Origin of the sequence: Rahnella sp. ChDrAdgB13, from assembly GCF_017655185.1 — a bacterium.
Classification (GTDB): domain Bacteria; phylum Pseudomonadota; class Gammaproteobacteria; order Enterobacterales; family Enterobacteriaceae; genus Rahnella; species Rahnella contaminans.
This window is the reverse complement of record NZ_JAEMGT010000030.1, coordinates 13,062-36,814: the sequence shown is the minus strand read 5'-3', so window position 1 is coordinate 36,814 and position 23,753 is coordinate 13,062. Positions and strand designations below refer to the sequence as shown.

Sequence of the window (23,753 nt, the reverse complement as noted above, 5' to 3'; positions counted from 1 at the left end):
TTTATAAACGGTTAAAGACCGATTTGTGCGACCGCATCACGGCTGGCGTCGGCGCGCTCCTGCCCGTGCAGTTCTTTCAGTTTGCCCTGACGCATTTCCAGCAAACGATCGGCGTGTTCAAAATAGTGGTCATCGTGGCTGATTGCCAGCACGGTTTTGCCCATATCGCGCAATTGTGGCAGCAGTTCGCGGTAGAACGTCCGGCGGAATTGCGGATCCTGATCTGCCGCCCATTCGTCGAGCAGCAGGAAGTCGCGCCCTTCGGCCGCCGCCAGCAGTAAGGCCACGCGTTTTCGCTGCCCGGCGGAAAGCTGAAGGTTGGTCACTTCGTTACCGGTGAACTGAAGTTTTTCTTTCATGTTCAGGCGTTGCAGCCAGTCTTCCACCAGCAGCGGATCCGGCTGTTTGCCCTCCGGGCCGATAAGCTGGCCGAACAGGTGGAAATCGGTAAAGACCGCCGAGAAAAGCTGGCGATACTGTTCGGCGTTTTCCGCCGTGACCGGCACACCGTCCAGCAGGATTTGCCCGGAGCGCGGCTGATACAGCCCGGTCAGCAGCATCGCCAGGGTGGATTTTCCGCTGCCGTTACCGCCAATCAGGAAGACCAGCTCGCCACGGGAAATCCGGAGGTTCAGCGGCCCGATCCCAAAACCCGCCCCTTCTTCTTTTCCGGCATAGCTGAACGTCAGGTCACGCAACTCCAGCGTCTGCCAGTTTTTCGCAGCAACCGCAGGCGTGAATGCGTCATGGTGTTCGGCCAGTTTCAGCGCTTTCAGTTTGCCAAAAGCCACCTGAGCGCTGAGCAGCGTCGGCAATGCGCCCACGGCCTGCAACATCGGCGTACGCAGAAACAGCAGCGTCAGCGAATAGGTCGCAGCGACGTCCGTATTCGACCAGCCGAGCGTGTTCGCCATGAAAAACACCAGGCCAATCGCGCCCAGCATCATAATATTCGACCAGTTCACGGCGCTGAGATGGAAGGTATCGGCGCGGATAATATGATGGCGGTATTCTTCGGCGTCCTTGCGGTAGACGTCGTCAAACAGATGGCGTGCACGTTCGCGGTTCAGCGCCAGCTCTTTGCGCCCTTCAATCACTTTCTGGTAATCCGTTTGCAGCTTGTCTTCGGCATCACGCACTTTCGCCAGATGGCGGTAAACGTGTGAGACCAGTTTGAAACCACCGAAAATGGTGATCAGCAGCCAGATAACGGTGACCAGCAGCATTTCCGGGGAAAGCCAGGCCAGATAGCCCGCACAGCCGATGGTCAGAATGATACCCTGCACCAGTTCCGGTAAACGCACGAAGGCCAGCGTGATATTGCGGATGTCGCTGCCGAGGCTGGCGAGCAGTTGCGCATTACCGATTTGCTCGATGCGTTCGATGTCCGTATCCAGAATACGTTTGATGAATTGCCCGCGCAGGCGGTAGATAAAGTGGTGCCCGAGCACGGTGAGCGCCAGCTGAGAGCCGAGGGTAACAGCCATCAGCAGCAGTAATAATCCGAGAAACTGCGGCAAAACCATCAGGGAACCCTGCGTAGTTTCAATCAATTTAAGATTGATGAACGCGATCAGGCCGATGCCCAGTACGGCGCTGAGCAGACTCAGCGCCATTACGCCTAAAAACGGCCAGCGATATTGTTTAAATACAACGCGTAACAACTCCATGAATTGGTCTCATTCTGAATGCAGGGGAATAATGCTGCACGCAGTTTAATGACACACCTTGTCATATCAAGAACAATTCTCATTTTAGGCGCGGTTCCGGCTTCATTCCGAAATAAAAGCCGCAGACAAGAAAAAAGCTGACAGCCTGCCTGACGCTTCCTAAACTGAGCTAATGGATAAAGAACAAGAACTTCGCCGAAGTAAACGTAACGCGCTCGGGCTGCTGCTGATTGCCGCCGCCCTGTTTGTCATCACCCTTTTCCTGCCGCCTAACTTCTGGGTTTCCGGCCTGAAAGCCATTTCCGAAGCCGCGATGGTCGGCGCAATGGCGGACTGGTTCGCCGTGGTGGCCCTGTTTCGCCGCGTGCCGGTGCCGTTTGTGGCGTCACACACGGCCATTATTCCCAGGAACAAAGACAAAATTGCCGACAATCTGGCGGTGTTTGTGCAGGAAAAATTCCTTGCGCCCGCGACGCTCATCAATCTTATCCGCCAGCACGATCCGGCGCGGATGCTCACGGACTGGCTGAACGCACCGGACAACGCACAGCGTTTCGCGAAATACGCGGTGAAGATGATCCGCGGTTTTCTCGATGTCACGGACGATCAGCGCATCGCGCAACTTATCCGCCGCGCGCTTTACCGCGTCATTGATAAAATTGACCTGTCCGCGTCGGTTGCCACACTGCTGGAAAGTCTGACCAAAGGCGGCCGCCATCAGCAACTGCTGGATCAGGCGATGGATCAGCTGGAAATCCTGCTGGCAAAAGACAGCACGCGGCAGTTTATTTCCGCGCAAATTGTCGGCTGGATGAAACGCGAACATCCGCTGACCGCCAAACTTCTGCCCACCGGCTGGCTGGGGCGAAACGGTGCCGATCTGGTGTCGAACGCGGTGAATTCGGTGCTCGATGATATGGGCAATGACAAAACCCATGCTTTCCGCAAAGGCTTCGACCGTTCGGTACAGAACTTTATCTGGAAGCTGCAAAACGACCCGGAAACCGCGCAGAAAGCCGAAGAGATTAAGCAGTATCTGAAAGATGACGAGAAGCTGAATGTTTACGTGTTGCAGTTGTGGGGCGACATGCGTAACTGGCTGAAAGAAGATCTGGAAAGCGAAGATTCGCGGGTATTTGCGAAAGTCACTGAATCCGGCCAGTGGCTGGGAAATGCACTGGCGCAGGACGAGAAATTGCGCAGTTCGCTGAATCAGCAAATGGAAACCATCGCAGAGAAAATGGCACCGGACTTCGCGCAATTCCTGACGCGTCACATCAGCGACACGGTAAAAGGCTGGGATCCGCGGGATATGTCGCGGCAAATCGAGCTCAATATCGGGAAGGATTTACAGTTTATCCGCATCAACGGCACGCTGGTCGGTGCGTTTATCGGGCTGGCGTTGTATCTGCTGTCGCAGCTGCCGGTGGCAATCCCGTGGGTGATGGCGCGGATTTAGGGGCAAAATCAGCGCGTAAAAAAGGCCGGATAACCGGCCTTTTTGCTTTGCGTAACCTTATTTCACGGTTTTACTGAACGCGTCCACGGCCAGAATCGCATTCGCGACATCTTCGGCAGACAAGTTGCGGTTCAGGTTGCCGAGGGTATCGCCCTCGCCGCCTGCCAGCGCACCGATTTTCACCAGACTGGCGAACGATTCGTTTTCCAGATGCATCTCTTTAAGCGTGGTCGGCATTTTGATGGAACGGTAGAAACGCACATACCGCGCGATTTCTTCGTCCGGACGCTGCTCAAGCACCATCTGTGTCAGCGTGCCATACGCCACCTTTTCACCGTGCGTCAGGTGATGAATATCACCGGAAATCGCCGTGAAGCCGTTATGGATGGCGTGCGCACCTGCCAGACCGGCGTTTTCAAAACCGAGACCGGAAAGCAGCGTGTTGGCTTCCACGACGGCTTCCACGGCCGGTGTCACCAGTTTCTGCTCAACCGCCGTGTACGCGCTGTAACCGTACGTCAGCAGCGTTTTCTCACAGGCTTCGGCAATCGCCATACCGGCAATTGTCGGGTCACCGCCGACCATCGATTGCGAATGAGAACGCAGCACCGCCTGCGCTTCCACAAAGGTCGCCAGACCGTCGGCAATGCCGGAAGCAAACAGACGAACCGGTGCCTGTGCGCAAACGTGGGTATCGACCAGCACCAGATCCGGGTTTTTGTGGTAGAAACGGTAGGATTCAAAAACGCCGTTGTCAGAATAAATCACCGACAGCGCACTGCACGGCGCATCCGTAGACGCCACGGTCGGCACAATTACCACATTCTGTTTCAGTTCATCGGCAATGGCTTTGACGGTATCGAGCGTTTTACCCCCGCCCAGACCGACCACGACGTGTGTTCCGGCCTTACGGGCAATTTCCGCCAGACGGGTAATCTCGCTGGCAGAGGCTTCACCGTTAAAACGTTCGAAATGGAATTCAACCTGGGCTTTTTTAAGCGACGCTTTCACGCGATCGCCGATAATTCCCCAAACGACATCATCAGCTATCAGAAATGATTTTCCGCCTAACGCAGGCAGATAATCACCCAACTCATCCAGAACACCGCTGCCCTGAACGTATTTTCCTGGCGAAGAGAAGATAAATTTACTCATGATAAAAACCTCTTTTCGTTGATAATGATCCGTGGATAACTTCCCTGAGGGTACCCCAGCAGGTTGTAAAGCCCAACCCTTTTAATTCACATTAACAGCATGACTCGCAAAGAAATTTTATCTTTCATAAGGTTGAACCTTTCTCCACGCAAAGTAGCCATCCGATGAATTAATCACCAGAAATGACTATTCAGATAGGCAATCAAAAACCCCTTACTAAGTTAGGTTTTAACTATTGAATGCATAAACAACACCAACTTTCACTTATCAATCTTTTCCGTAGAATGCATTGCATTGGCAGCACGTCGTAAGCAGTGGTTATAAGCCAGCTCGCTGTTCGCCATCCCGTTAATATTTTTTTGATTAATAAGGAACTGACAGCATGTATAACTTCCAACGTTACAACGCCAAAGAACTGGCCCTTGCCTACATGAGCGGCAAATCACACGATTTCTCGCCACAAGAATTCTTACAACAGTTGAAAGAGATCGAGAGATCCTTCGACGCGGCGCTGAAAAATCCTCAGCAACAACCGCAAAACGGAATGCTGGTGAAGGCGTTTTGATTGCCATCTTGGCCTTCAGCAGTTGAGTACCGTGCGTTACCCTTGCTTTACCCTTTGAAGTATTTTGCAAGTTCCTGTGTCTGGTTCACCTGCAAATGACAGATAAACAGAAAAGTAAGAAAGCAAAAGCCCCGACGAATCGGGGCTTTTTGTTTTTTGATCTTTCGATCCTCAAAATCCTTCAAGTGGCAGGCAGGCTGCAAGCGAGTGAGCTGATATACGTCAGTGATTCGGGTGAACGACGGCAGCCGGCACCCCTGCGGCCTGAATGATGAAGAAGATTATTTCGTCATCTGACGGTCATCGATATATTTGCGTTTATCCGGCGCTGGCGGGAAATACTGATACAGCCAGGTTTCCGACAACGCTTTCTGGCCGGAACGCAGGAACATGCGCAGTTCAACCGGCGCGACGGAATCGCTGTCCGGATACCAGTCGAACAGGATCCGGTAACCGTCGAACGGTTGCACATACAAAATTTCGATGTTTTTGATCTTACCCGCCGAGACGTTAATCACCGGCTCGATGCCTTTATCGGCAAAGGCTTTCAGCTCGCCGCCGACAAAATCAATGGCGAAACGACGCGCCCAGACTTGCGGATAATTCTCGCCCGGTGCCCAGCCTTCAGGGAAACCGCCCATACCGGTGCGGGTCGCCAGTACGTTAGCCATCGGGCTGCGGTGCGGTGGCTCGCCACTCCAGTAAAGTTTGTAGCTGAAATTGAATTCAGAACCGGCCTTCACCGGGGTTTCCGGCTGCCAGAAGCAAACGACGTTATCGAGCGTTTCGCCGGTGGTCGGGATTTCCATCAGATTGACGGCCCCTTTCCCCCAGTTACCGACCGGTTCCACCCACAGGCTCGGTCGTTTGTTATACCAGCCAATCACGTCCTGATAATTATTGAACTCATGGTCGAGCTGCAACAGGCCAAATCCTTTCGGATTGTTATCGCTGTAGGCGTTAAATTGCAGACGCTGCGGGTTATTCAGCGGACGGCAAATCCATTCGCCGGTGCCAGTCCACATTTGCAGGCGGTCAGAGTCGTGGATCTGCGGATGAATCGTGTCGCAGCGCCCACGTTCGTTGGTGCCACAGCTGAACATGCTGGTCATCGGAGAGATACCCAGCTGTTTGATGTCCTCACGGGCATGGAGGTGGTTTTCGATTTCCATCACGACGCGGGTCGGTTCGCAGTGGATCACGAATTTATAGGCACCGGTAATGCTCATGCCGTCCAGCAGCGCATACACAGTAAAGGTGGTATCGCCGGGTTTCGGCGTATCAAACCAGAAAGCGGTGAAATCCGGGAACTCTTCCGGCTGGTCGGTGAAGGTATCCACCGCCACGCCGCGCGCGGACAGGCCGTACTGATAAGTGTCGTCTACCGCACGGAAGTAGCTGGCACCCAGGAATGACACCACGTCGCGGCGCGTCAGTTCCGGGGCTTTGTTGACTTTGAAACCGGCGAACCCGAGATTCGAGAAGCCTTCCAGCTGTTTGGTATCAACACCGGCGTCGTGATAATTGAACAACTCCGGGCGGAAATGAATTTCGCGCGCAAGATGTTTCACCGGATCGACAGAGTACATGCGCACACGGCGGCGGAACCCCATGCCGACGTGGAATAATTCGACGTCAAGCTGGCGGTCCGGCAGGCCATTCCACAGGGAATGCGCATGATCGTACTGAATGGCGTTGTAAGCCTGCGGCGTCAGTTCAGCCAGCGTTTTAGGCAAAGGTTGCGGTGCGCCACCATAGGGTTTATCCGCGAGATCTTTCGCCATTTTCTTCAGCGCATTGAAATCAAACGGCAATTCGCCGCCGTCTGCCACATTCGCCTCTGCCGCTTCTGCGGAACGGGTGAACAGTGTGGACATAGCCGGCACACCACACCAGGCGGCGAATGCCATTGATGCTTTAATAAATGCTCTTCGTTCCATGCCAGAATCGTTTCCTGTACTGGGCAAAAATCTGGGGACTACGTCACAAAAACGCAGTCCCCGCGTATTCAAAATTTTCGACCCCAAGGCTAACGTAAAATTCACAAGCCGAGTACCAGAAATTGAAAGCATTCAGCTAATATTTTACTTGAAAAAGTCAACGCATATGACTGCGCTCATTCCCCGCGTGACAGGGGCTGAGAGGTTTTTTGGAAAGAAGGGATTTCGCGGTAATGGTTCCCCTGATGGCGTGGCTAACGCTGAGCGGACTTTAGGAGCATTCTGTTACCAGTAAGTTGCACAACACTGCGTGACAGTGTCACTCATCGATTTCCTACATTGCCTCAGAGATGTTATAAATTTGTAAAGCTTAGATTCCTCACACCGGAGTTAACGCATGTCAGATGATCCTATCCAGCAGAAAGCACGGGCACTTTTCGTTCAGCTCACCGGCGGGATTTCACTTCCCTGCCCGCTTCATATTGAGGGTGCAGGGAATTTGCCTTCCTATTATCCGGTCACACCGCTAATCACCGCGTCAGTGGCGTTAGCCGGAATGACTTTGTCGCGATTACTGGCGATAAAACATGGCGAGTATGAAACGGTTACCGTCAACCGGCGGCTGGCGTCGCTTTGGTGCAAAACGAGTATTAAACCAGAAGGTTGGGAAATCCCGCCGGCTTGGGACAGTCTGGCAGGCGACTACGCCACGGCCGATGGCTGGATCCGTCTGCATACCAATGCACCTGCGCACAGGAAAGTGGTGGAATCTCTGTTTGGAAAAGCGGTAAGTCGCGAAATTCTTGCACAGCAGGTGATGACCTGGAAAAAGGCAGAACTGGAGCAGGCGGTGGTACAGGCGGGGGGATGCGCCGCGCAGATGCTCAGACCGGATGAGTGGCAGCAGCATATGCAGGGTAAATCCCTGCACAATGAGCCGTTATTTCAACGCGCATTGACGTCGCCAGCAGCAATACCTCAATGGGCATTATCTCGCGAAAAGCCGCTGGCTGGCATAAGAATTCTCGACCTGACACGGATTATTGCCGGGCCCGTCGCCACGCGTTTTCTGGCCGGACTGGGCGCCGATGTGCTGCGTATCGATCCTTACGGCTGGGATGAAACCAGTCAGGAAGCCGATGTCACGTCGGGGAAACACTGTGCGCGGCTGAACCTGCATAACCCTCAGGACAGGCATCGTTTCGAGGAATTATTGCGTGATGCAGATGTGGTCGTGCACGGCTATCGTGCCGGTGCGCTGCATAAACTCGGCTATGGCAGCGAGCAGCGTCGTGCCATAGCGCCGGGCCTGGTGGATGTTTGCCTCAATGCCTACGGGTGGAGCGGTCCCTGGCGCGAGCGGCGCGGTTTCGACAGTCTGGTGCAGATGAGTTGCGGTATTGCCCAACAGGGAATGGCACTTTCAGGCAGCAACAAACCGGTGCCGCTGCCGGTACAGGCGCTCGATCACTCCACCGGATATCTGATGGCAGCAGCGGTGTTGCAAGGTTTAGCACAGCGTGTGGAAACCGGTCAGGGCAGCGAAACCCGTCTGTCACTGGCACGTACTGCCTCAGAACTTATGGCCGGTGGTACATCCGCGCCCCAACACGAACCGCTGATTGGATCCGCAGAACAAACAGACTTCTCAGCACAAGCGGAAATCACAGTCTGGGGAAATGCCCGGCGTTTACTTGCGCCCGTCTGGCTGGAAAACACGACAATGCACTGGCATTTACCGGCGTCGCCGCTCGGTTCAGGTGCAGCCAGCTGGCAGTAAGACCCGCAGGAAAAATGAATTTAGAAATGAAAATATGTCAGTTTGTTGCTTGTGACTGATCAGGTAAGTTAATCAACCTTTACAATCTTTTGAGCGATAACGGAATTCTATGCACCCACTGCTTCAGCACGATCTGGATACCCTGCCTGAAATCCTGCGTCAGGCCTGCGACACGGCGGTTTCTTTCCTCGAAACGCTGCCGGAGCGTTCCACCTGCCCGCCCGCCAGCGCGCAAAATCTGCAAGATGAAGACGACCGGTTGCCGGAAAGTGGCATCGGTGCGCAGGCCGCGCTGACGCATTTCTGGAACCGGTACGCCAGCGGAATGTCTGCCAGTGCGGGCCCGCGTTATTTCGGTTTTGTGACCGGCGGCGGCACGCCCGCAGCACTGGCCGCTGACTGGCTGGTCAGCACGGTGGATCAGAATGCGCAACTGAATTTCGACACCATTGCTCCGGCCATTGAACTGGCAACCGTTGCACAACTGAAACAACTGTTCGGTCTTCCGGAGTCGCTGTGCGGTACGTTTGTCAGTGGCGCGACGATGGCAAACTTTGTCAGCATGGCGATTGCCCGTCAGTGGCTCGGCGAACAGCGGGGAATTGATGTCGCACAGCAGGGTTTGGCTGCGCTCGGCCCGGTGCGGGTGCTTTCTGCTTCCGCACATTCCAGCAGTGTGAAAGCCCTGAGTATGCTGGGTCTGGGTCGCGATGCGCTGGTTAGCGTCGCAACATTACCGGGCACCGAAGCTATCGATCCCGCTGCACTGGAGCAAATACTGTTAAGCGCCCCTTCGGTGCCGACGATGGTGCTCGCCAGCGCAGGGACGGTAAACACCGTGGCGTTTGATGATTTGCCTGCGCTGCTGAAATTGCGTGAAAAATACGATTTCTGGCTGCATGTGGATGCCGCATTTGGCGGCGTGGCGGCGTGGCGGCGGCATCAAAGCGTTATGCGCCGCTGCTTGCAGGCTGGGAGCAGGCCGATTCAGTGACCATTGATGCGCATAAATGGCTGAACGTTCCCTATGACAGCGCGCTTCAGTTCACGCAGCAAAAGCACCTGGCTCTTCAGGTTCAGGTGTTCCAGAATCATTCGCCCTATCTGGCGCTGCCTGCTGTCCGCCCTGACAATTATCTGCATCTGACACCCGAAAACTCACGGCGTTTTCGTGCGCTGCCGGTCTGGATGGCGCTGAAAGCCTATGGTCGTGACGGTCTGGCAGAAGTCGTGGATCGTAATGTCGCGCTGGCCAGACTGCTCGGTGAGCAGCTGACAAACACGCCCGGATTTACCCTGCTCGCACCCGTGAATCTGAATGTGGTGTGCTTCGCGCTGGATACGACTGACAGTACACCGCGGGCCCTTGAGCAGCGTAATCAGTTTCTGAAATTACTGGATAATGCGGGCGTGGTACGCTGTACCGCCACGTCACTTAATGGAAAGCCTGGCATGCGCGCTGCGCTGGTAAACTGGATGACCCGTGAATCGGATATTCGTCTGGCACTGGATTCCCTGAAAGCCTGCCGCGCAGAGGTTTGAGGCGTTCCTGACCGTCTTATGACAAGAGTGAAAATGCCGCCTTGCGATATTGCAGCGGCGTTTTTCCGATCATTTTCTTGAACCGGGTGATGAAATACGGTGCATCTGAAAAGCCGCATTGCAGCCCGATCGCTTCGACCGAACGGTCGGTTGAGCGCAGCAGTTCACAGGCACGTTTTACCCGCCGCGTGGCCAGATAATCCTGAATCGAGCCGCCCGTTTCCTGTCCGAAGACCCGCGACAGATAACTTTCTGAAAGCCCCAGTGCAGCCGAAAGATCGGCCATCGCAAACTTCTGCACGTAATTTTCTTCGATCCACTGCATGACTTTGGAGGCCGTTGTCCGGCTGATAGTTTTCGGCTGCCCGTCTTCCTCGGGCATAAACACCATCAGTTGCAGGATAAGCATGGCGATTTCTTCCCACTGATCCGCCTGCGGTTCCGGCAATTGATTAAACTTTTCCAGAATGAGTTCGATATGGCTGGCGTGGGCGCTCAGGTCAAAAATATGCGCAGCACGGTCAGCATCCCACAAACTGGCAAATCGCCGGCGACGCTGCGGGAAAGATTGCAGACAGCCGTCCAGCAACTGATGATCGAGATGAATGGTCGTACGCAGATAGGCATTTTTCTCATCGGCTTCGACAAACACTTTGTGCAATTTAAAAGGCGGGAAGACAAACATCCGGCCTGGCCGCAGCGTGTATTGCTGGTTATCGACAATCACAATGCCATAGCCCTGACTGACAAAAAGTAATTCCAGACACTGATGCCAGTGAAAATAATTGGCACTGCCGCGGTTCATCCGGTTAAACGAAACCTGACGTTCGTTAAGGGCAATACGTTCGAGATAATCTGATGCCGGCATTATGGCGGGTTCCTCTTAGTGTATTTCCGCGTCTTTTTCATCCAGGACAACAAAACACAATTTTCAGTCAGCTTTTTATAATTTAAGCCGTTTTACCGCCAATTTAATAATCACAATTTCAAAAATCACCGCATTCTGTGAAGCAGGTAACAATCAGAGATCGCCAGTTCTCTATATTTCATTCGCAACACAAAGAACTGAAATAATATTTCAAATTAATAAACCCTTATTTTCTGGTACCCATCACGTCACCGGGAGTCCCTTTATGACGCTGAAAAAAATAAATACCGGCAATCCGCTGCGTACCCGCGGCGATGTACAACACCTGCTAAACGATCTGCTGGCCGCCGTTTCGCCCTACACCGAAGAAGGCAAAAGTGGAATCGACCTCGGCAATACCACCACGCATTACGGTAAAGAGATTGCCAAAATGGAAGCACTTTCACGCATGCTGTGGGGGATTTTCCCGCTGCTGGCCGGTGGCGGTGAATGCCCGGATTTGCCGTTTTACATTAATGCGATCCGGTTCGGTACCGATCCGCAGCATCCGCAATACTGGGGAGAAATCCGCGATTTCGACCAGCGTTGCGTAGAAATGGCGGCGTTTGGCGTCGGGCTGGCCCTGATGGATAAGCGCCTGCTGGCCCATTTCTCTGCGCTGGAACAGCAAAATCTGGCTGACTGGCTGAATCAGGGACGCGACGCCGTTATTCCTAATAACAACTGGAATTTCTTCCCGATCATGGTGCAGATGGGCTTCAGGCAGGCCGGAATGCCGTGGGATAAATCCGCCGTGGCTGCACGTTTTGCGCTGATGGAAACCTATTACCTCGGCGACGGCTGGTATTCCGACGGACCGGGACGCCCGCGTGATTACTATATTTCGATGGCCTTTCATTATTACGGTCTGATTTACGCACAGAATATGGCCGACGTGGATGCCCCGCGCGCCGCCATGCTCAGGGAACGCGCACGGCAATTTGCGCAGGATTTCATCACGATGTTTTCCGCCAGCGGTGCCGCCGTGCCGTTTGGCCGCAGCCTGACTTATCGGTTTGCCGAAGCCGCTTTCTGGAGCGCTGCCGCCTACAGCAAACTGGACGTGTTCACACCGGGCATCGTGAAAGGGGTGATTTTGCGCCATCTGCGGCACTGGCTGAAAGAGCCTATTTTTGACCGTGACGGCGTGCTGAGCATTGGCTATCACACGCCAAATCTGGTGATGGCCGAAGACTATAACGCGCCGGGTTCCCCCTACTGGGCCTGCAAACTGTTTCTGGTACTGGCCTTGCCGCAGGACGATGCATTCTGGCAGGCAGAAGAAGCGCCGCTGCCCGACATTCCGGACACACACTGTATTGCGCACGCCAGCCAGATCCTGACGCGTGACGCACAGGGCCAGCACGTGGTGATGCTCACGTCCGGGCAAATCGAACTGAATAATTTCGTTAATACCGAAGCCAAATACACCAAGTTCGCCTACTCCAGCCAGTTTGGTTTCACCCTCGACCGTGGCCGCTACGGGCTGAATCACGCCGGTTGTGATTCGATGCTGATGTTCTCGGAAGACGACGGTTATTACCGCGGACGCCGCGACTGCGCAGAAACACACATCACAGAATCGATGATTTATTCCCGCTGGCTGCCGTGGCACGACGTCACGGTGTGCACCTGGCTGATCCCCTGCGGCGACTGGCATCTGCGCGTTCACCATATCGAAAACCGGCGGCCACTGACCTCGGCGGAAGGCGGTTTCGCGGTGATTCAGGAACCGGCAACGCGCACAGAGATGACAGCGGACCAACGTGCCGTCACCGTCAGCGCACGCAACGGCGTCAGCCGGATTGTGTGTCTCGACGAGGCCACACCGCGCGACGCCGCCACCGTTATCACTCCGCCGAACAGCAGCATTATGTTTGCCGAAACAGCCTCCGTTCCGGTGCTGACCGGCGCACTTCCCGCCGGTTCACACTGGCTGATCACCGCCGTTTGTGCCTCCGCCACACAGGATATCTACGCGCAAGGTGTACCGGAAGTGATCCGCGAGGGGCAGCAATTACGCTGGCACTATCAGGGGCACAGCGGGCAAATCACGCTGCGTTAAGAGCCACCGCGCTATACCGTCAGGGCTGCCAGTTCAGTCTTCAGGAGTCATTATGAAAGCGATAAAAACCGCCAGTAAACCGGCGTATTACAAAATGAGTGGCTTTTTATTTCTCTACTTCTTCACCTGGTCTTCCAGCTTCGGTCTATACGCCTTGTGGCTCGGTCAGAAAGCCGGGCTGGACAGCGTCACCATCGGCACGGTCTTCGCGGTCAACGGCGTGTTCGCGGTGATCATGAAACCGGTCTACGGCTACATCATGGATAAGATCGGCATGAGCAAATCCCTGCTCTATTTTGTTGTGCTGATCTCCGCCCTGATGGCGCCCTTCTTTATCTTCGTGTATCAGCCGCTGCTCGACAGCCATCTGATGACCGGGATTATCGTCGGCGCGCTGTATCTGAGCCTGGGCTGGTACGCCGGTGTGGCGGCGTCGGAATCCTACGCCGACCGCTTCAGCCGCCTGTATCACATGGAATTCGGCCAGGTACGTATGTGGGGCTCACTTGGCTGGGCGCTGGCTGCGTCGTTTTCCGGCGTGCTGTTTAATTTGTCCCCGACCTGGAATTTTGGCCTGAGCAGCGCGACATCGCTCGTGATGCTGGCGGTGCTGCTGTCACTGAAAATTGGTGATGAAGAACTCAAAGACAACGATGTGATTTCCCAGCAAAAAATCATGTTCAGCGATGTGATTTTACTGCTTAAAAACCGCAAGTTCTGGATGTTCTCGCTGTATGTCGCCGGTGTCGCGTGGATGATGTTTGTCGCCGAACAGCAGTTCTCGCGCTACTTCGTCACCTTCTTCGATACCAAAGAGCAAGGCAACGCGTGGTACGGCTATCTGAGCACCGTGCAGTCCGGTCTTGAGTTTCTGATGATGATGGTGATCCCGTTACTGGTGAACTATTTCGGTGCCAAAAAGAGCCTGCTGCTGGTCGGCGGACTTGTCGGGCTGCGCCTGCTTGCGTCCGGGCTGACCAGCGATCCGCTGCTGATTTCCATTATCAAACCCTTCTACGGGCTGGAAATCGCGCTGCTGCTGGTGTCGGTGTTCAAATACATCGCAGAGCATTTCAGCAAACGCGTGAACGCCACCATGTACCTGCTCGGCTACCAGGCAATGATTTACGTCGGTTCCATCGTCGTCGCCCCGCCTGCAGGATATTTCTACGACCGCATCGGATTTGAACACACTTATCTGTTTATGGGCGGTATTGCGCTGTGCTTTACGCTGATCTCCGCCTTTACGTTATCCGCCTGCCAGAGCCTGCGTAACGGCTCACCGGCCCCCGCTGAAACACTTGAAAACAGCCCTGAACTGGCACCGTTAAAACGCTGAACACGTTAAAAAGGAAGAACTGATGACACTGAACATCGCTAATGAAAAGTTACGCCCTGTAGAACTTAACCAGCTGGACCGGATTGCTTTCGCGCAAAAAATGGAGCGCGCCCGCGAGACTGTGCTGAGCAAAATCTCGCGCAATCTGGATAAATTCGGCGATAAATTCCCGGCGGAAAACTGCGAGAAAGGTCATTATCCGCTGACCGGCAATGTGGAATGGACCACCAGTTTCTGGACCGGACAGCTGTGGCTGGCGTGGGAAATGACCGGCGATGACCGTTATCGTGCAGCGGCCGAAAAACAGGTGACCTCTTTCGGCAACCGTATCGCCAACCGGATTGATACCGCGACGCACGATCTCGGTTTTCTTTACAGCCTCTCGTGCGTGAGCGCCTTTAAGCTGACCGGTAACCGTCAGGCGCGCGGTTTTGCGCTGCTGGCCGCCGAAGCGCTGATGGAGCGTTTCAACACAAGAGCCAAAATCATTCAGGCCTGGGGAGATTTGAACGATCCGGAACAGGCCGGGCGCATGATTATTGACTGCAATATGAATCTGCCGCTGCTGTACTGGGCCAGTGAACAAACCGGCGAACCACGCTTTGCCGAGGCCGCGCGGGCGCATGCGGAACAGGCGGCGAAGTATATCGTTCGCCCGGATGCCTCGACGTATCACACGTTTTACATGGACACGGTGAACGGCGAGCCGCGTTTCGGCAATACACATCAGGGTTATTCCGACGATTCCTGCTGGTCGCGCGGTCAGGCGTGGGGGATTTACGGATTCCTGCTCAGCTACCGTTACACCGGCGATGCGGAGCAGGTCGAGCTGTCACGCCGTCTCGCGCATTACTTCCTCAATCGCTTACCGGAAGACGATGTGTGTCACTGGGATCTGGCGTTGCTCGGCACCGATGCGGTGCGTGACAGTTCGGCGGCGGCGATTGCGGTTTGCGGATTGCTGGAACTGGCCATCGCCCTGCCCGCCACCGACGATAAACGCGCTCATTATGAAGAGATGGCGCTGCGCATCATGGATTCGCTGACCGGGCGTTATCTGGCGGGGAATCAGGAAGATTGTGACGGATTGCTTAAGCATTCTGTCTATCATATGGGCAGCAGAAAAGGCGTGGATGAATGTTGCAGCTGGGGAGATTACTTTTACGTTGAGGCGCTGACACGCCTGACGCAGTGCTGGCAATCCTACTGGTGAGTTTTCAGACGCAGTGTTTACACGCTGCGTCTGGTTTTGTTGCCATTTTTCATTCGTGAATTATTTTAAAGGATAATGTGCCTCATCATTTTACTGCGAACAGTTCCCTCGTGTTACGGTAACACCCCTGTAAACAAACACTTCTTGTATGTCATTACATCCATTAGGAATAGTCTTAATTTACGTTAAAATTTTGATCAGTATCAAAATCAAACGTGACATAAATCAAATTAATCTAAACGCATCTCCCCGTTAGTCCTCAAAAAATAAGGCTTCCACACTGACGTTTTTCATGCAAAAAGTAGATTCAGCACGCTGTATGAAAAATTTGTGCTGACCCTATCGCGTCCAATCATTATGCAGAACAAGGACGTCCTATGAGGACTTACTATGCAAACGATAATCTTGGATCCATGCCGGTATACCCGACTCGGCCTGCAACAATTTCTCACCAGCGAACGGGAGATCACTGACGTTGATCGCTTCGATCAGCTTCAGGCGGGATGTGCAAAACTCAATCCCTCCGTGGTATTCATTAATGAGGATTGCATGTCTTCGCATCCGGACAGCAAAGAACGGCTGGGTGCACTGATCGCCGAATACCCTGATACGTTGTTTTTTATCTTTATGTCACGCACGCGTATTCATTTTGAAGAATATATTTTCGTTCGTAAGAACGTCATTATCACCTCGAAATCCATTAAGGCGGAAACGCTCAAACAGCTGTTAAATCACCCGTCACTGCCTCAGGCGCAAAACCCGGCCAGCTGTGCCGTGCTGGATATCCGGCCGGTCATGCTCAGCCGCTCTGAATCCGCAATGTTGAAAATGTGGATGTCAGGCGACGGGACCATTGAAATATCCGATAAACTACAAATCAAAACCAAAACGGTGTCTTCATACAAAGGAAATATTAAAAGGAAGATTAAATCACCGAACAAACACATTATTTATCACGTCGTCCGTTTGTGCGACCAGCTCAATAACGGCATCTACGCGATTTGATATTCCCACCTCTGGTTTTCGCTACAGGCTGAGCGCGCGCTTCGCCTGTAGCGCCCCACATAAACCCTAAAATGCGATCCAGCTCTCATATATAAATTGAATCCCTGCGGCGAAATGCCGATGTCCTTTATATGGCGTTTTCTTTTCGTCACGGCCGGACTTGCCCCGCTGGCAATGCCTTTATCGCTGTTTATCACCGCCGGGAACAGGCGGTATGCAGGATCAATTGAGCGGAACAAAATAAAATGGATACTCCTACATTCTCTACAACGCGCACCTCTTTTATCAGTAATATCCGGCTTATCACCCTGATTAGTCTGATTCTCACCGGGATCCTCTTTCTGTTCGCCCTGTCCATCGGGTCATCCAGTTTCTTTTTAAAACAGAGTAATGCAGCGCTGGCGAATGCCACGCAGGAATTGCAAATCCGTCTGGCGCTGTCGAACAGTTCTAATCATTTACGCACCGCAAGACTGTTGCTGATTCAGGCGGCGGCGGCGGCGCGGATCGGCGATCAGGACGTCTTCAAACAAAACCTGACGGATGCGGCCAGCCGGATTAAACAATCGCAGTCGAGTTTTGACAGTTATATCAACCGCCCGAATAAAACAGACAAAGATCTGGCGCTGGATGAACCACTGAAAAAAGCCTACACCGCCTATCTGACCAAAGGCATGGCGCCGATGCTGGAATCCGCGCAGCAGGCGCATTTCGAAGAAGTAATTTCACAGGAAGCGGAAACCGTACGCGGGCTGGATCTGGCCAACAACGTTCCGCTGCTGGCGGCGATTGCGTACCGCACCGAAACGGCTAATGCGATTAATGACAAGGCGCAGCGCAATGCGGTACTCGGCTATATGCTGATGAGCGGAGGGTTTGTGATTGCGCTGGTGCTGACGTTCATCACTTATCTGGTGATGCGCAAAGTCATTATCAATCCGCTGAACCGTCTGGTGACGCGTATTCAGAAAATCTCTGAAGGCGATCTGACCCAACCGGCAGAAAGCTATGGCCGCAATGAAATTGGCGTGCTGAGCAGTAATGTCGAGCAGATGCAAAGCTCGCTGTCTTCAACGGTCAGAACCGTGCGCGAAGGCGCGGTGTCGATTTATCAGGGTTCTACGGAAATTGCGTCGGGAAATACCGACCTTTCTTCCCGTACCGAACAGCAGGCCGCCGCGCTGGAAGAAACCGCTGCCAGCATGGAACAACTGACCGCAACGGTAAAACAGAACTCCGAGAACGCCCATCACGCCAGCAAACTGGCCGCGGATGCCTCGAACAAAGCGCAGAAAGGCGGCGATATTGTGGCAGACGTGGTGACGACTATGGATAAAATTTCGCGCAGCTCGTCTAAAATCGCTGAAATTACCAACGTCATCAACAGCATTGCGTTCCAGACCAACATTCTGGCGCTTAACGCCGCCGTCGAAGCCGCCCGTGCGGGCGAACAGGGCCGCGGATTTGCCGTCGTCGCCAGCGAAGTGCGCAATCTCGCGCAGCGCAGCGCACAGGCCGCCAAAGAAATCGAAGTGCTGATTGAAGAATCGGTAGATTACGTCGGTGAAGGCTGCATTCTGGTGGGCGACGCCGGGGATATGATGTCAGAAATCGTGACAGCCGTTAGCCATGTGACAGATATTATGGGCGAAATTGCATCGGCGTCTGATGAACAAAGCCGCGGGATCAGCCAGGTAAGCCAGGCAGTTTCAGAAATGGACGGCGTGACCCAGCAGAACGCCTCGCTGGTGCAGGAAGCCTCGGCTGCCGCGGCCTCACTGGAAGAACAGGCCGCACGTCTGACGCAGGCTGTTGCGGTGTTCCGCCTCGACGCGCATGCACAAAATTCTTCTGCAAAGCGCCAGCCACCCACGCGCGCACTCACATCCCCTTCTGCCCGCGCGTCTAAAAATGTGAACGAAGAGCCAAACTGGGAAACGTTCTGATGTGTTATCACGCCGGTTAACCCGGTTTGAAGACAAAAAATACCGGTACATTGACTACCGGTATTTTTTTATTCAGGATTTGTGCGGGTATGCGGTTTACTCAGAACCTTCACGCGGTTCAACGAACGTGCCGTCTTTGGTATCGCCTTCATTGAAGAACCATATCCCTGCCGGATAATCTTCCAGCGACACCAGATACATGACGCCTTCGTAAAATTCCTCTACGGCTAACACTTTACCTTCACGACGCGGGCCGCCGTCGGTTTTCACTGTCACAAGATCATTAACTTTCATCAGGTTATCCCATGGTTTTCAATTATCTTTATTGTAGTACAGACCGCCCCACAAAGGCACCGCGCAAGCTGAAAGTCGGGCTGAAAATCAGAAAATGACCCTGCGTTACTAATTTGCATTTTCTTAACATTTTAATGCCAGAATCCTGACTTTCACTTCTTTTATACTGCCTGCGTGCTCACCCCCGAGGGAGTACATAATGAATGTCATAAGAAATATTTTTGCCCGCCTCTATGCGGGCATTTTTTTGCCTGCCATTCAGGGAATTTTATCGAGATGGGGATGATGCGGGGAGTTATGGCGGGCTTCAGAACGGATATTCACAAACTATAGCTATTCACAAACAACCTTTCACAAACAACAGACGTAAAAAAACCCGCGCATGCGGGTTTTTGTCATCTTTGCAATTATCGCTGAAACAGCGAGAAAGCAAGATTAGATAGCGGTAACGTTAGCCGCAGACGGACCTTTAGCACCGTTCTCGATAGTGAACTGTACGTTCTGGCCTTCAGCCAGGGTCTTGAAACCTTGATCCTGGATAGCGGAGAAGTGTACGAACACATCTTTGCTGCCGTCAGCAGGAGTGATGAAGCCAAAGCCTTTAGACTCGTTAAACCACTTAACCTGACCTTTCATCATTGACATAGGAATTACCTTTTAAAAATAAATTTCGCCACCATGGGCATGTTATAGCCGGATTTCAGTCGTTACTTATGGAGGCACTAAGAAGGAAATTCGTCAGAGCAGGGTTATCATGGATAACGCTTTAAATTGGAACAACTTTACTCAGGATGTCGTGCATAAATAGGTCTGTACCACAGGCCGGTATGTATTTACTCATGACTGCCCTTTAATAGCAACTCTTTTTAATGCAATGCGCGAGTAAAGTCCGAAATTAGCCAGTTTATGTACCATGTAGTACAATTTGCGTACAATTAACGGGCTATTTTTCAATAGGTTGAGAAGTTTCCGAGGACAGAACCGCGCCACAGTGCGCACAAAATTTCGCGTCAATTTCATGGCCGGAATGCAGACAAGTCTGACAAGAACGGGCGGCACGCCCTTTATCCAACTCTTGTGACATATAAGCCGTTAAAATCCCGGTCGGCACGGCAATAATGGAATAGCCCAGCAGGATGAGTACAGACGCCAGCATTCTGCCGATCGCCGTATGCGGCGTAATATCGCCATATCCCACCGTGGTCAGCGTCACTACCGCCCAGTAAACGGACGCGCCGAGCGAGGTAAATCCGTCCTTCCCGCCTTCTGCGGCAAACATCAGCCCGCCAAATAAACACAAGATGATCGCCACAAAGCCAAAAAAGATGCCCAGTTTGCGTTTCGCCCGCATCAGGCTGCGCCACAAAATCCCGGCGTCGCTCATATACCGCAGCAGTTTCAGCACCCGCAGAACGCGTAGAATCCTCAGCAACCGTATCAGCACAATCAGATCCGTGGCAGTGCCAAAGGACGGGATCAGCCAGATGATGTACATCGGCAAGATGGTCAGCAGATCGATAATGCCGAAAAAGCTCAGCGGATAACGCGTTTTGCGCGGGGATGAAAACACCCGCAGTAGGTATTCCACGGTAAACAGCGCAGTAAAGGCCGCTTCGGCCAGACCGAACCGCCAGAGAATATCCGGCGTATCGGGGAATAAATCGGTGGCGCTGGATTCGAAGAACAGAATAAGCACGCTGAGCAGCGACGCCACAATCCAGAACGTCTCCATCCGGCGGCCACTGCGTGTGCGGTGCTCAAATAAAAGCGCGTAACATCTGCGCCGTGGGGAAGCCAGAAAACGAAAGTCCTGTGACATAGTCAGCACCCGCAATAAAGATATCCTGAAGAATAAACGCTTTTTGCTGCGCCGCCTATCGCAGCTGACGCCAAAAAAACGCCGGTCACACAATGTCTTGTAAGACGTGGTGTGACCGGCGTTTGTTGAAACGTGATGTGCTGGTGGAATATTAATCCATCAGCTCAGAGACAGCATTGCGGACGTAAGCCGTAATCTGCGCGACGTCTTCGGCGTCAGCGCTGCCGCCGCCAATGGACCGCACCGTGCTCTCCAGATGGCCGATATCCTGCTCAACTTTCTTCGCAATCTGCACTTTAACAATGGTGTCGACTGAAGAGATAAAAGCCCGCATCACGGCTTTCAGGGCGAAAATTTCACCGAAAGAGTCGTACGCAGGTTTGTCAGCAGCTGTTGGTTGAGCTGCCCGTGGTGGCAAGTTTTTCAGCCTGTCCACATGTTCAATCATCAGATCCATGTCTCTGATGAGTTCATCAAAACTCTTAGCCACTGGTTTTCCTTCGCCCGGCGAAAGGCAGCAGGATACCACCGCGCTTACAAGCCGAGAAGCCACAGAAATGCGTAAAGAGTAAATTTCGTCACAATGCGCCCGCCCTGCCGTTCACAATGAACACCGGGAAAGGCGCATCAGGTCGCTATTTAATCAGATGGCTGATTATCCGGCGTTTTTCAGTGAGGCCATGTCGACAACAAAGCGGTATTTCACGTCGCTTTTCAGCATACGTTCGTAAGCGCCATTGATGTCCTGCATGTCGATCATTTCAACATCACAAGAAATGTCGTGTTCAGCACAGAAATCCAGCATTTCCTGAGTTTCTGCAATGCCGCCGATCAGAGATCCGGCAACCGTTTTGCGGCCCATGACCAGTTTACCGCTGTGCAGCGCTGGTTCGATTGGCTCAATCAGGCCAACCAGAATATGCGTACCGTCACGTTTCAGCGTATCCAGATACGGGTTCAGGTCATGTGGATTCGGCACGGTATCAAGAATGAAGTCAAAGTGGCTTTTCACCGCAGCCATTTGTTCTTCATCGGTAGACAGCACAACGTGGTCTGCGCCCAGACGGTACGCTTCCTGCTCTTTACCTTTAGAACGCGTGAACAGGGTGACATCTGCGCCCAGCGCTTTGGCAAATTTCAGCCCCATGTGGCCCAGACCGCCCAGACCAACGACCGCGACTTTGTGGCCTTTACCGACTTTCCAGTGCATCAGCGGAGAGTACGTGGTGATACCGGCGCACAGCAGCGGTGCGGCAGATTTGATGTCCAGTTTTTCAGAAACACGCAGAACGAATTTTTCTGAAACAACGATTTGTTCGGAATAACCGCCGTAGGTCATCATGTTGTCATGACGATCATGGCTGTTATAGGTCATGGTCGCGCCTTCTTCACAGTACTGTTCCAGGCTTTCCGCGCAGGATTCACAGTGCTGACAAGAATCGACCATACAGCCTACACCGACGGTATCACCCACTTTGAAGCCGGTAACTTTCGCACCAACCTGCTTCACGCGGCCGATAATTTCGTGCCCCGGAACCATCGGATAAATGCTTTGATGCCATTCATTACGGGCCTGATGGATATCTGAGTGGCAAACGCCGCAATACAGAATGTCGACAACAACGTCGGTATCACGCGGGTCACGGCGAACAAAATTATGAGGCGCAAGAGGCGCATCCGCTGAAAGTGCAGCGAAACCACGAACGTTAAGAGTCATTTTTTTCTCCTGATAGGCTAACGGAATACAGCATGCCAGCAGAAACTGGCATCGCGAAAGTATGCCCCTTTACGATGACAGACGGGTATAACGATTCTCGCCATTACTTGCCTGAATCTGTTTTTTTCAGGATTTTTGGCGAATGGGAGAGAATGTTGCAATGAGATGACAAAGAAAGGATAAACCGTGACACCGTGAGAGTACGGCGCCACGTTAGCGCAAACTCAGATCAGGCCCGCGTCTTTCAGTTCGCTTTTCAGATACGCGTAATAGATAGGTGCAGCGACCACACCGGGAATGCCAAATGCGGCTTCGAACACCAGCATCGCCAGCAACACTTCCCAGGATTTCGCCTTGATACGGCCGCCGACAATCCGCGCATTCAGGAAGTATTCCACTTTATGAATAATGATGAGATACGCCAGCACCAGCGCACCGACCCACAGTGACAGCGAAAGCCCGACGATAAAAATCAGCGTATTCGAAATCAGGTTCCCCACCACCGGCAGCAGACCACAGACAAACGTCACGACGACCAGCGTTTTCGCCAGCGGAAGATGAATACCGAACAGCGGCAAAATCCCGAACAGGAAAATGGCGGAAAGCACGGTATTAATCAGGGAAATCTGGAACTGCGCAAACACCACATTTCGGAAAGCGTCACTCAGTAAACGTACGCGCTGAAGCAGCTCTTTTTTCAGCGGCGCGTGGTGCTCGCCCTGCGTGTGATGCTGAAGTGAAATAATCGCGCCAAGGATCATCCCGATGAGCATAGTAACGAAAACGTGCGCGGCGTTTTTACCGAAGGTCTGGATCATCACGATATGTTCACGCAGCCATTGCAGGAAACTGCGCTGCAACTCTTCGATATTGGCCGGAAGGTAATGCAGGAGTACCGGCGACAAGCGGCTTTGCGCATCCGTCAGCAGCCGCGACACCATCGCGTTAAACGCCACCGGATTCTTCATATCCTCCATCAGGAAATCGGCCAGTCCGGCAACGGCAATAGTCAGGAAACTCACCACCACCGTGCTGATAAACGCCACCACCACCCAGCGCGCCCTTTCGCCGCTGATGATTTTCTGAAAATAAGGCGTCAGTCCGTTGACCAGTTCATACACCAAAAAACCGGCAATAAAACATGCCAGTAAATGAAGAGGAAGAACCAACAAGAGCCCGCCCATCACAATGAATACACTGAGCCAGCGAATCTGATTCGATCTCACTATTTGCATTGCCTGCATCCTTAATCCTTTGAGTACCGGTCATAACCCTGATGAATCACATCATAGCACCGAACGGCAGAGCACAATCCGCCACAAACTTAAACAGTTAAC

General features: G+C 53.1%; 18 protein-coding genes and 1 pseudogene. 9 read left to right on the top strand and 10 right to left on the bottom strand.

Annotation, left to right across the window (positions count from 1 at the left end):
- Positions 1 to 11 precede the first annotated feature (11 nt).
- Positions 12 to 1,670, bottom strand: a complete 1,659-nt coding sequence (locus J8X26_RS10020) for a multidrug ABC transporter permease/ATP-binding protein (RefSeq protein ID WP_152326045.1) — start codon at positions 1,668 to 1,670, stop codon at positions 12 to 14.
- Positions 1,671 to 1,842: 172 nt separating this feature from the next.
- Between J8X26_RS10020 and J8X26_RS10015 the strand changes: the two genes are divergently transcribed.
- Entirely contained in the window at positions 1,843 to 3,129 is a 1,287-nt protein-coding gene (locus J8X26_RS10015; RefSeq protein WP_152326044.1) for a DUF445 domain-containing protein, read from the top strand.
- Between the two features lie 57 nt (positions 3,130 to 3,186).
- Here J8X26_RS10015 and J8X26_RS10010 read toward each other — a convergent pair whose 3' ends face one another.
- Complete coding sequence (locus J8X26_RS10010) at positions 3,187 to 4,284, bottom strand: glycerol dehydrogenase (RefSeq protein WP_165057278.1); 1,098 nt, start codon at positions 4,282 to 4,284, stop codon at positions 3,187 to 3,189.
- A gap of 382 nt (positions 4,285 to 4,666) precedes the next feature.
- Between J8X26_RS10010 and J8X26_RS10005 the strand changes: the two genes are divergently transcribed.
- On the top strand, positions 4,667 to 4,849 hold the full coding sequence (locus J8X26_RS10005) for a hypothetical protein (RefSeq protein ID WP_152326042.1): 183 nt from the start codon (positions 4,667 to 4,669) through the stop codon (positions 4,847 to 4,849).
- 281 nt (positions 4,850 to 5,130) lie between these two features.
- Here the strand turns inward: J8X26_RS10005 and J8X26_RS10000 are convergent, their stop codons facing one another.
- Positions 5,131 to 6,789 (bottom strand): glucan biosynthesis protein D, encoded by a 1,659-nt coding sequence (locus tag J8X26_RS10000; RefSeq protein WP_152326041.1) that lies wholly within the window; start codon positions 6,787 to 6,789, stop codon positions 5,131 to 5,133.
- Positions 6,790 to 7,186: 397 nt separating this feature from the next.
- Here J8X26_RS10000 and J8X26_RS09995 point away from each other — a divergent pair, with 397 nt between their 5' ends.
- Together J8X26_RS09995 and J8X26_RS09990 are read left to right on the top strand one after the other, a co-directional pair.
- Positions 7,187 to 8,569 carry a CoA transferase gene (locus tag J8X26_RS09995; protein ID WP_208950814.1) on the top strand — a complete coding sequence of 461 codons (1,383 nt, stop codon included), beginning with the start codon at positions 7,187 to 7,189 and terminating at the stop codon, positions 8,567 to 8,569.
- A 109-nt stretch (positions 8,570 to 8,678) separates the two neighbouring features.
- Positions 8,679 to 10,111, top strand: a pseudogene (locus J8X26_RS09990) (aspartate aminotransferase family protein).
- Between the two features lie 16 nt (positions 10,112 to 10,127).
- Here the strand turns inward: J8X26_RS09990 and J8X26_RS09985 are convergent.
- The gene (locus J8X26_RS09985; RefSeq protein WP_208950813.1) at positions 10,128 to 10,979 is read right to left on the bottom strand and encodes an AraC family transcriptional regulator; all 852 of its coding nucleotides are present in this window, start codon (positions 10,977 to 10,979) and stop codon (positions 10,128 to 10,130) included.
- Between the two features lie 265 nt (positions 10,980 to 11,244).
- Here J8X26_RS09985 and J8X26_RS09980 point away from each other — a divergent pair, with 265 nt between their 5' ends.
- The 5 genes from J8X26_RS09980 (at position 11,245) to J8X26_RS09960 (ending at position 18,586) form a co-directional block, all read left to right on the top strand.
- Positions 11,245 to 13,083 (top strand): DUF2264 domain-containing protein, encoded by a 1,839-nt coding sequence (locus J8X26_RS09980; RefSeq protein ID WP_208950812.1) that lies wholly within the window; start codon positions 11,245 to 11,247, stop codon positions 13,081 to 13,083.
- Between the two features lie 52 nt (positions 13,084 to 13,135).
- A complete protein-coding gene (locus J8X26_RS09975) occupies positions 13,136 to 14,422 on the top strand; it encodes an oligosaccharide MFS transporter (RefSeq protein ID WP_208950811.1) in 1,287 nt (428 codons plus the stop codon).
- 22 nt (positions 14,423 to 14,444) lie between these two features.
- Positions 14,445 to 15,635 carry a glycoside hydrolase family 88 protein gene (locus J8X26_RS09970; RefSeq protein WP_208950810.1) on the top strand — a complete coding sequence of 397 codons (1,191 nt, stop codon included), beginning with the start codon at positions 14,445 to 14,447 and terminating at the stop codon, positions 15,633 to 15,635.
- A gap of 390 nt (positions 15,636 to 16,025) precedes the next feature.
- Positions 16,026 to 16,640, top strand: coding sequence for a transcriptional regulator RcsA (gene rcsA, locus J8X26_RS09965; RefSeq protein ID WP_152326035.1), 615 nt, complete (start codon positions 16,026 to 16,028; stop codon positions 16,638 to 16,640).
- A 245-nt stretch (positions 16,641 to 16,885) separates the two neighbouring features.
- Positions 16,886 to 18,586, top strand: a complete 1,701-nt coding sequence (locus tag J8X26_RS09960; RefSeq protein WP_208950809.1) for a methyl-accepting chemotaxis protein — start codon at positions 16,886 to 16,888, stop codon at positions 18,584 to 18,586.
- A 96-nt stretch (positions 18,587 to 18,682) separates the two neighbouring features.
- Here J8X26_RS09960 and dsrB read toward each other — a convergent pair whose 3' ends face one another.
- The 6 genes from dsrB to J8X26_RS09930 all read right to left on the bottom strand — a co-directional run bounded on the left by dsrB (position 18,683) and on the right by J8X26_RS09930 (position 23,651).
- Positions 18,683 to 18,880 (bottom strand): protein DsrB, encoded by a 198-nt coding sequence (dsrB, locus tag J8X26_RS09955; protein ID WP_015697634.1) that lies wholly within the window; start codon positions 18,878 to 18,880, stop codon positions 18,683 to 18,685.
- A 435-nt stretch (positions 18,881 to 19,315) separates the two neighbouring features.
- Positions 19,316 to 19,525: a transcription antiterminator/RNA stability regulator CspE gene (cspE, locus tag J8X26_RS09950; protein WP_013575246.1), complete on the bottom strand. Its 210-nt coding sequence runs from the start codon at positions 19,523 to 19,525 to the stop codon at positions 19,316 to 19,318.
- Positions 19,526 to 19,823: 298 nt separating this feature from the next.
- Positions 19,824 to 20,612 (bottom strand): ion transporter, encoded by a 789-nt coding sequence (locus J8X26_RS09945; protein ID WP_374101277.1) that lies wholly within the window; start codon positions 20,610 to 20,612, stop codon positions 19,824 to 19,826.
- Between the two features lie 238 nt (positions 20,613 to 20,850).
- Positions 20,851 to 21,189 carry a hypothetical protein gene (locus J8X26_RS09940; protein ID WP_152326032.1) on the bottom strand — a complete coding sequence of 113 codons (339 nt, stop codon included), beginning with the start codon at positions 21,187 to 21,189 and terminating at the stop codon, positions 20,851 to 20,853.
- Between the two features lie 165 nt (positions 21,190 to 21,354).
- The gene (locus tag J8X26_RS09935) at positions 21,355 to 22,416 is read right to left on the bottom strand and encodes an NAD(P)-dependent alcohol dehydrogenase (protein WP_152326031.1); all 1,062 of its coding nucleotides are present in this window, start codon (positions 22,414 to 22,416) and stop codon (positions 21,355 to 21,357) included.
- Between the two features lie 224 nt (positions 22,417 to 22,640).
- Entirely contained in the window at positions 22,641 to 23,651 is a 1,011-nt protein-coding gene (locus J8X26_RS09930) for an AI-2E family transporter (protein WP_152326030.1), read from the bottom strand.
- Positions 23,652 to 23,753 lie beyond the last annotated feature (102 nt).

Excerpts from the sequence above, each read along its gene's own strand:
- J8X26_RS09985 (WP_208950813.1), bottom strand. The coding sequence starts at position 10,979 with ATGCCGGCATCAGATTATCTCGAACGTATTGCCCTTAACGAACGTCAG.
- J8X26_RS09935 (WP_152326031.1), bottom strand. The coding sequence starts at position 22,416 with ATGACTCTTAACGTTCGTGGTTTCGCTGCACTTTCAGCGGATGCGCCT.
- dsrB (WP_015697634.1), bottom strand. The coding sequence starts at position 18,880 with ATGAAAGTTAATGATCTTGTGACAGTGAAAACCGACGGCGGCCCGCGT.
- cspE (WP_013575246.1), bottom strand. The coding sequence starts at position 19,525 with ATGTCAATGATGAAAGGTCAGGTTAAGTGGTTTAACGAGTCTAAAGGC.
- J8X26_RS09970 (WP_208950810.1), top strand. The coding sequence starts at position 14,445 with ATGACACTGAACATCGCTAATGAAAAGTTACGCCCTGTAGAACTTAAC.
- J8X26_RS09995 (WP_208950814.1), top strand. The coding sequence starts at position 7,187 with ATGTCAGATGATCCTATCCAGCAGAAAGCACGGGCACTTTTCGTTCAG.
- J8X26_RS10005 (WP_152326042.1), top strand. The coding sequence starts at position 4,667 with ATGTATAACTTCCAACGTTACAACGCCAAAGAACTGGCCCTTGCCTAC.
- J8X26_RS10010 (WP_165057278.1), bottom strand. The coding sequence starts at position 4,284 with ATGAGTAAATTTATCTTCTCTTCGCCAGGAAAATACGTTCAGGGCAGC.
- J8X26_RS09930 (WP_152326030.1), bottom strand. The coding sequence starts at position 23,651 with ATGCAAATAGTGAGATCGAATCAGATTCGCTGGCTCAGTGTATTCATT.
- J8X26_RS10000 (WP_152326041.1), bottom strand. The coding sequence starts at position 6,789 with ATGGAACGAAGAGCATTTATTAAAGCATCAATGGCATTCGCCGCCTGG.
- J8X26_RS10020 (WP_152326045.1), bottom strand. The coding sequence starts at position 1,670 with ATGGAGTTGTTACGCGTTGTATTTAAACAATATCGCTGGCCGTTTTTA.
- J8X26_RS10015 (WP_152326044.1), top strand. The coding sequence starts at position 1,843 with ATGGATAAAGAACAAGAACTTCGCCGAAGTAAACGTAACGCGCTCGGG.
- J8X26_RS09960 (WP_208950809.1), top strand. The coding sequence starts at position 16,886 with ATGGATACTCCTACATTCTCTACAACGCGCACCTCTTTTATCAGTAAT.
- J8X26_RS09975 (WP_208950811.1), top strand. The coding sequence starts at position 13,136 with ATGAAAGCGATAAAAACCGCCAGTAAACCGGCGTATTACAAAATGAGT.
- rcsA (WP_152326035.1), top strand. The coding sequence starts at position 16,026 with ATGCAAACGATAATCTTGGATCCATGCCGGTATACCCGACTCGGCCTG.
- J8X26_RS09945 (WP_374101277.1), bottom strand. The coding sequence starts at position 20,612 with ATGGAGACGTTCTGGATTGTGGCGTCGCTGCTCAGCGTGCTTATTCTG.
- J8X26_RS09980 (WP_208950812.1), top strand. The coding sequence starts at position 11,245 with ATGACGCTGAAAAAAATAAATACCGGCAATCCGCTGCGTACCCGCGGC.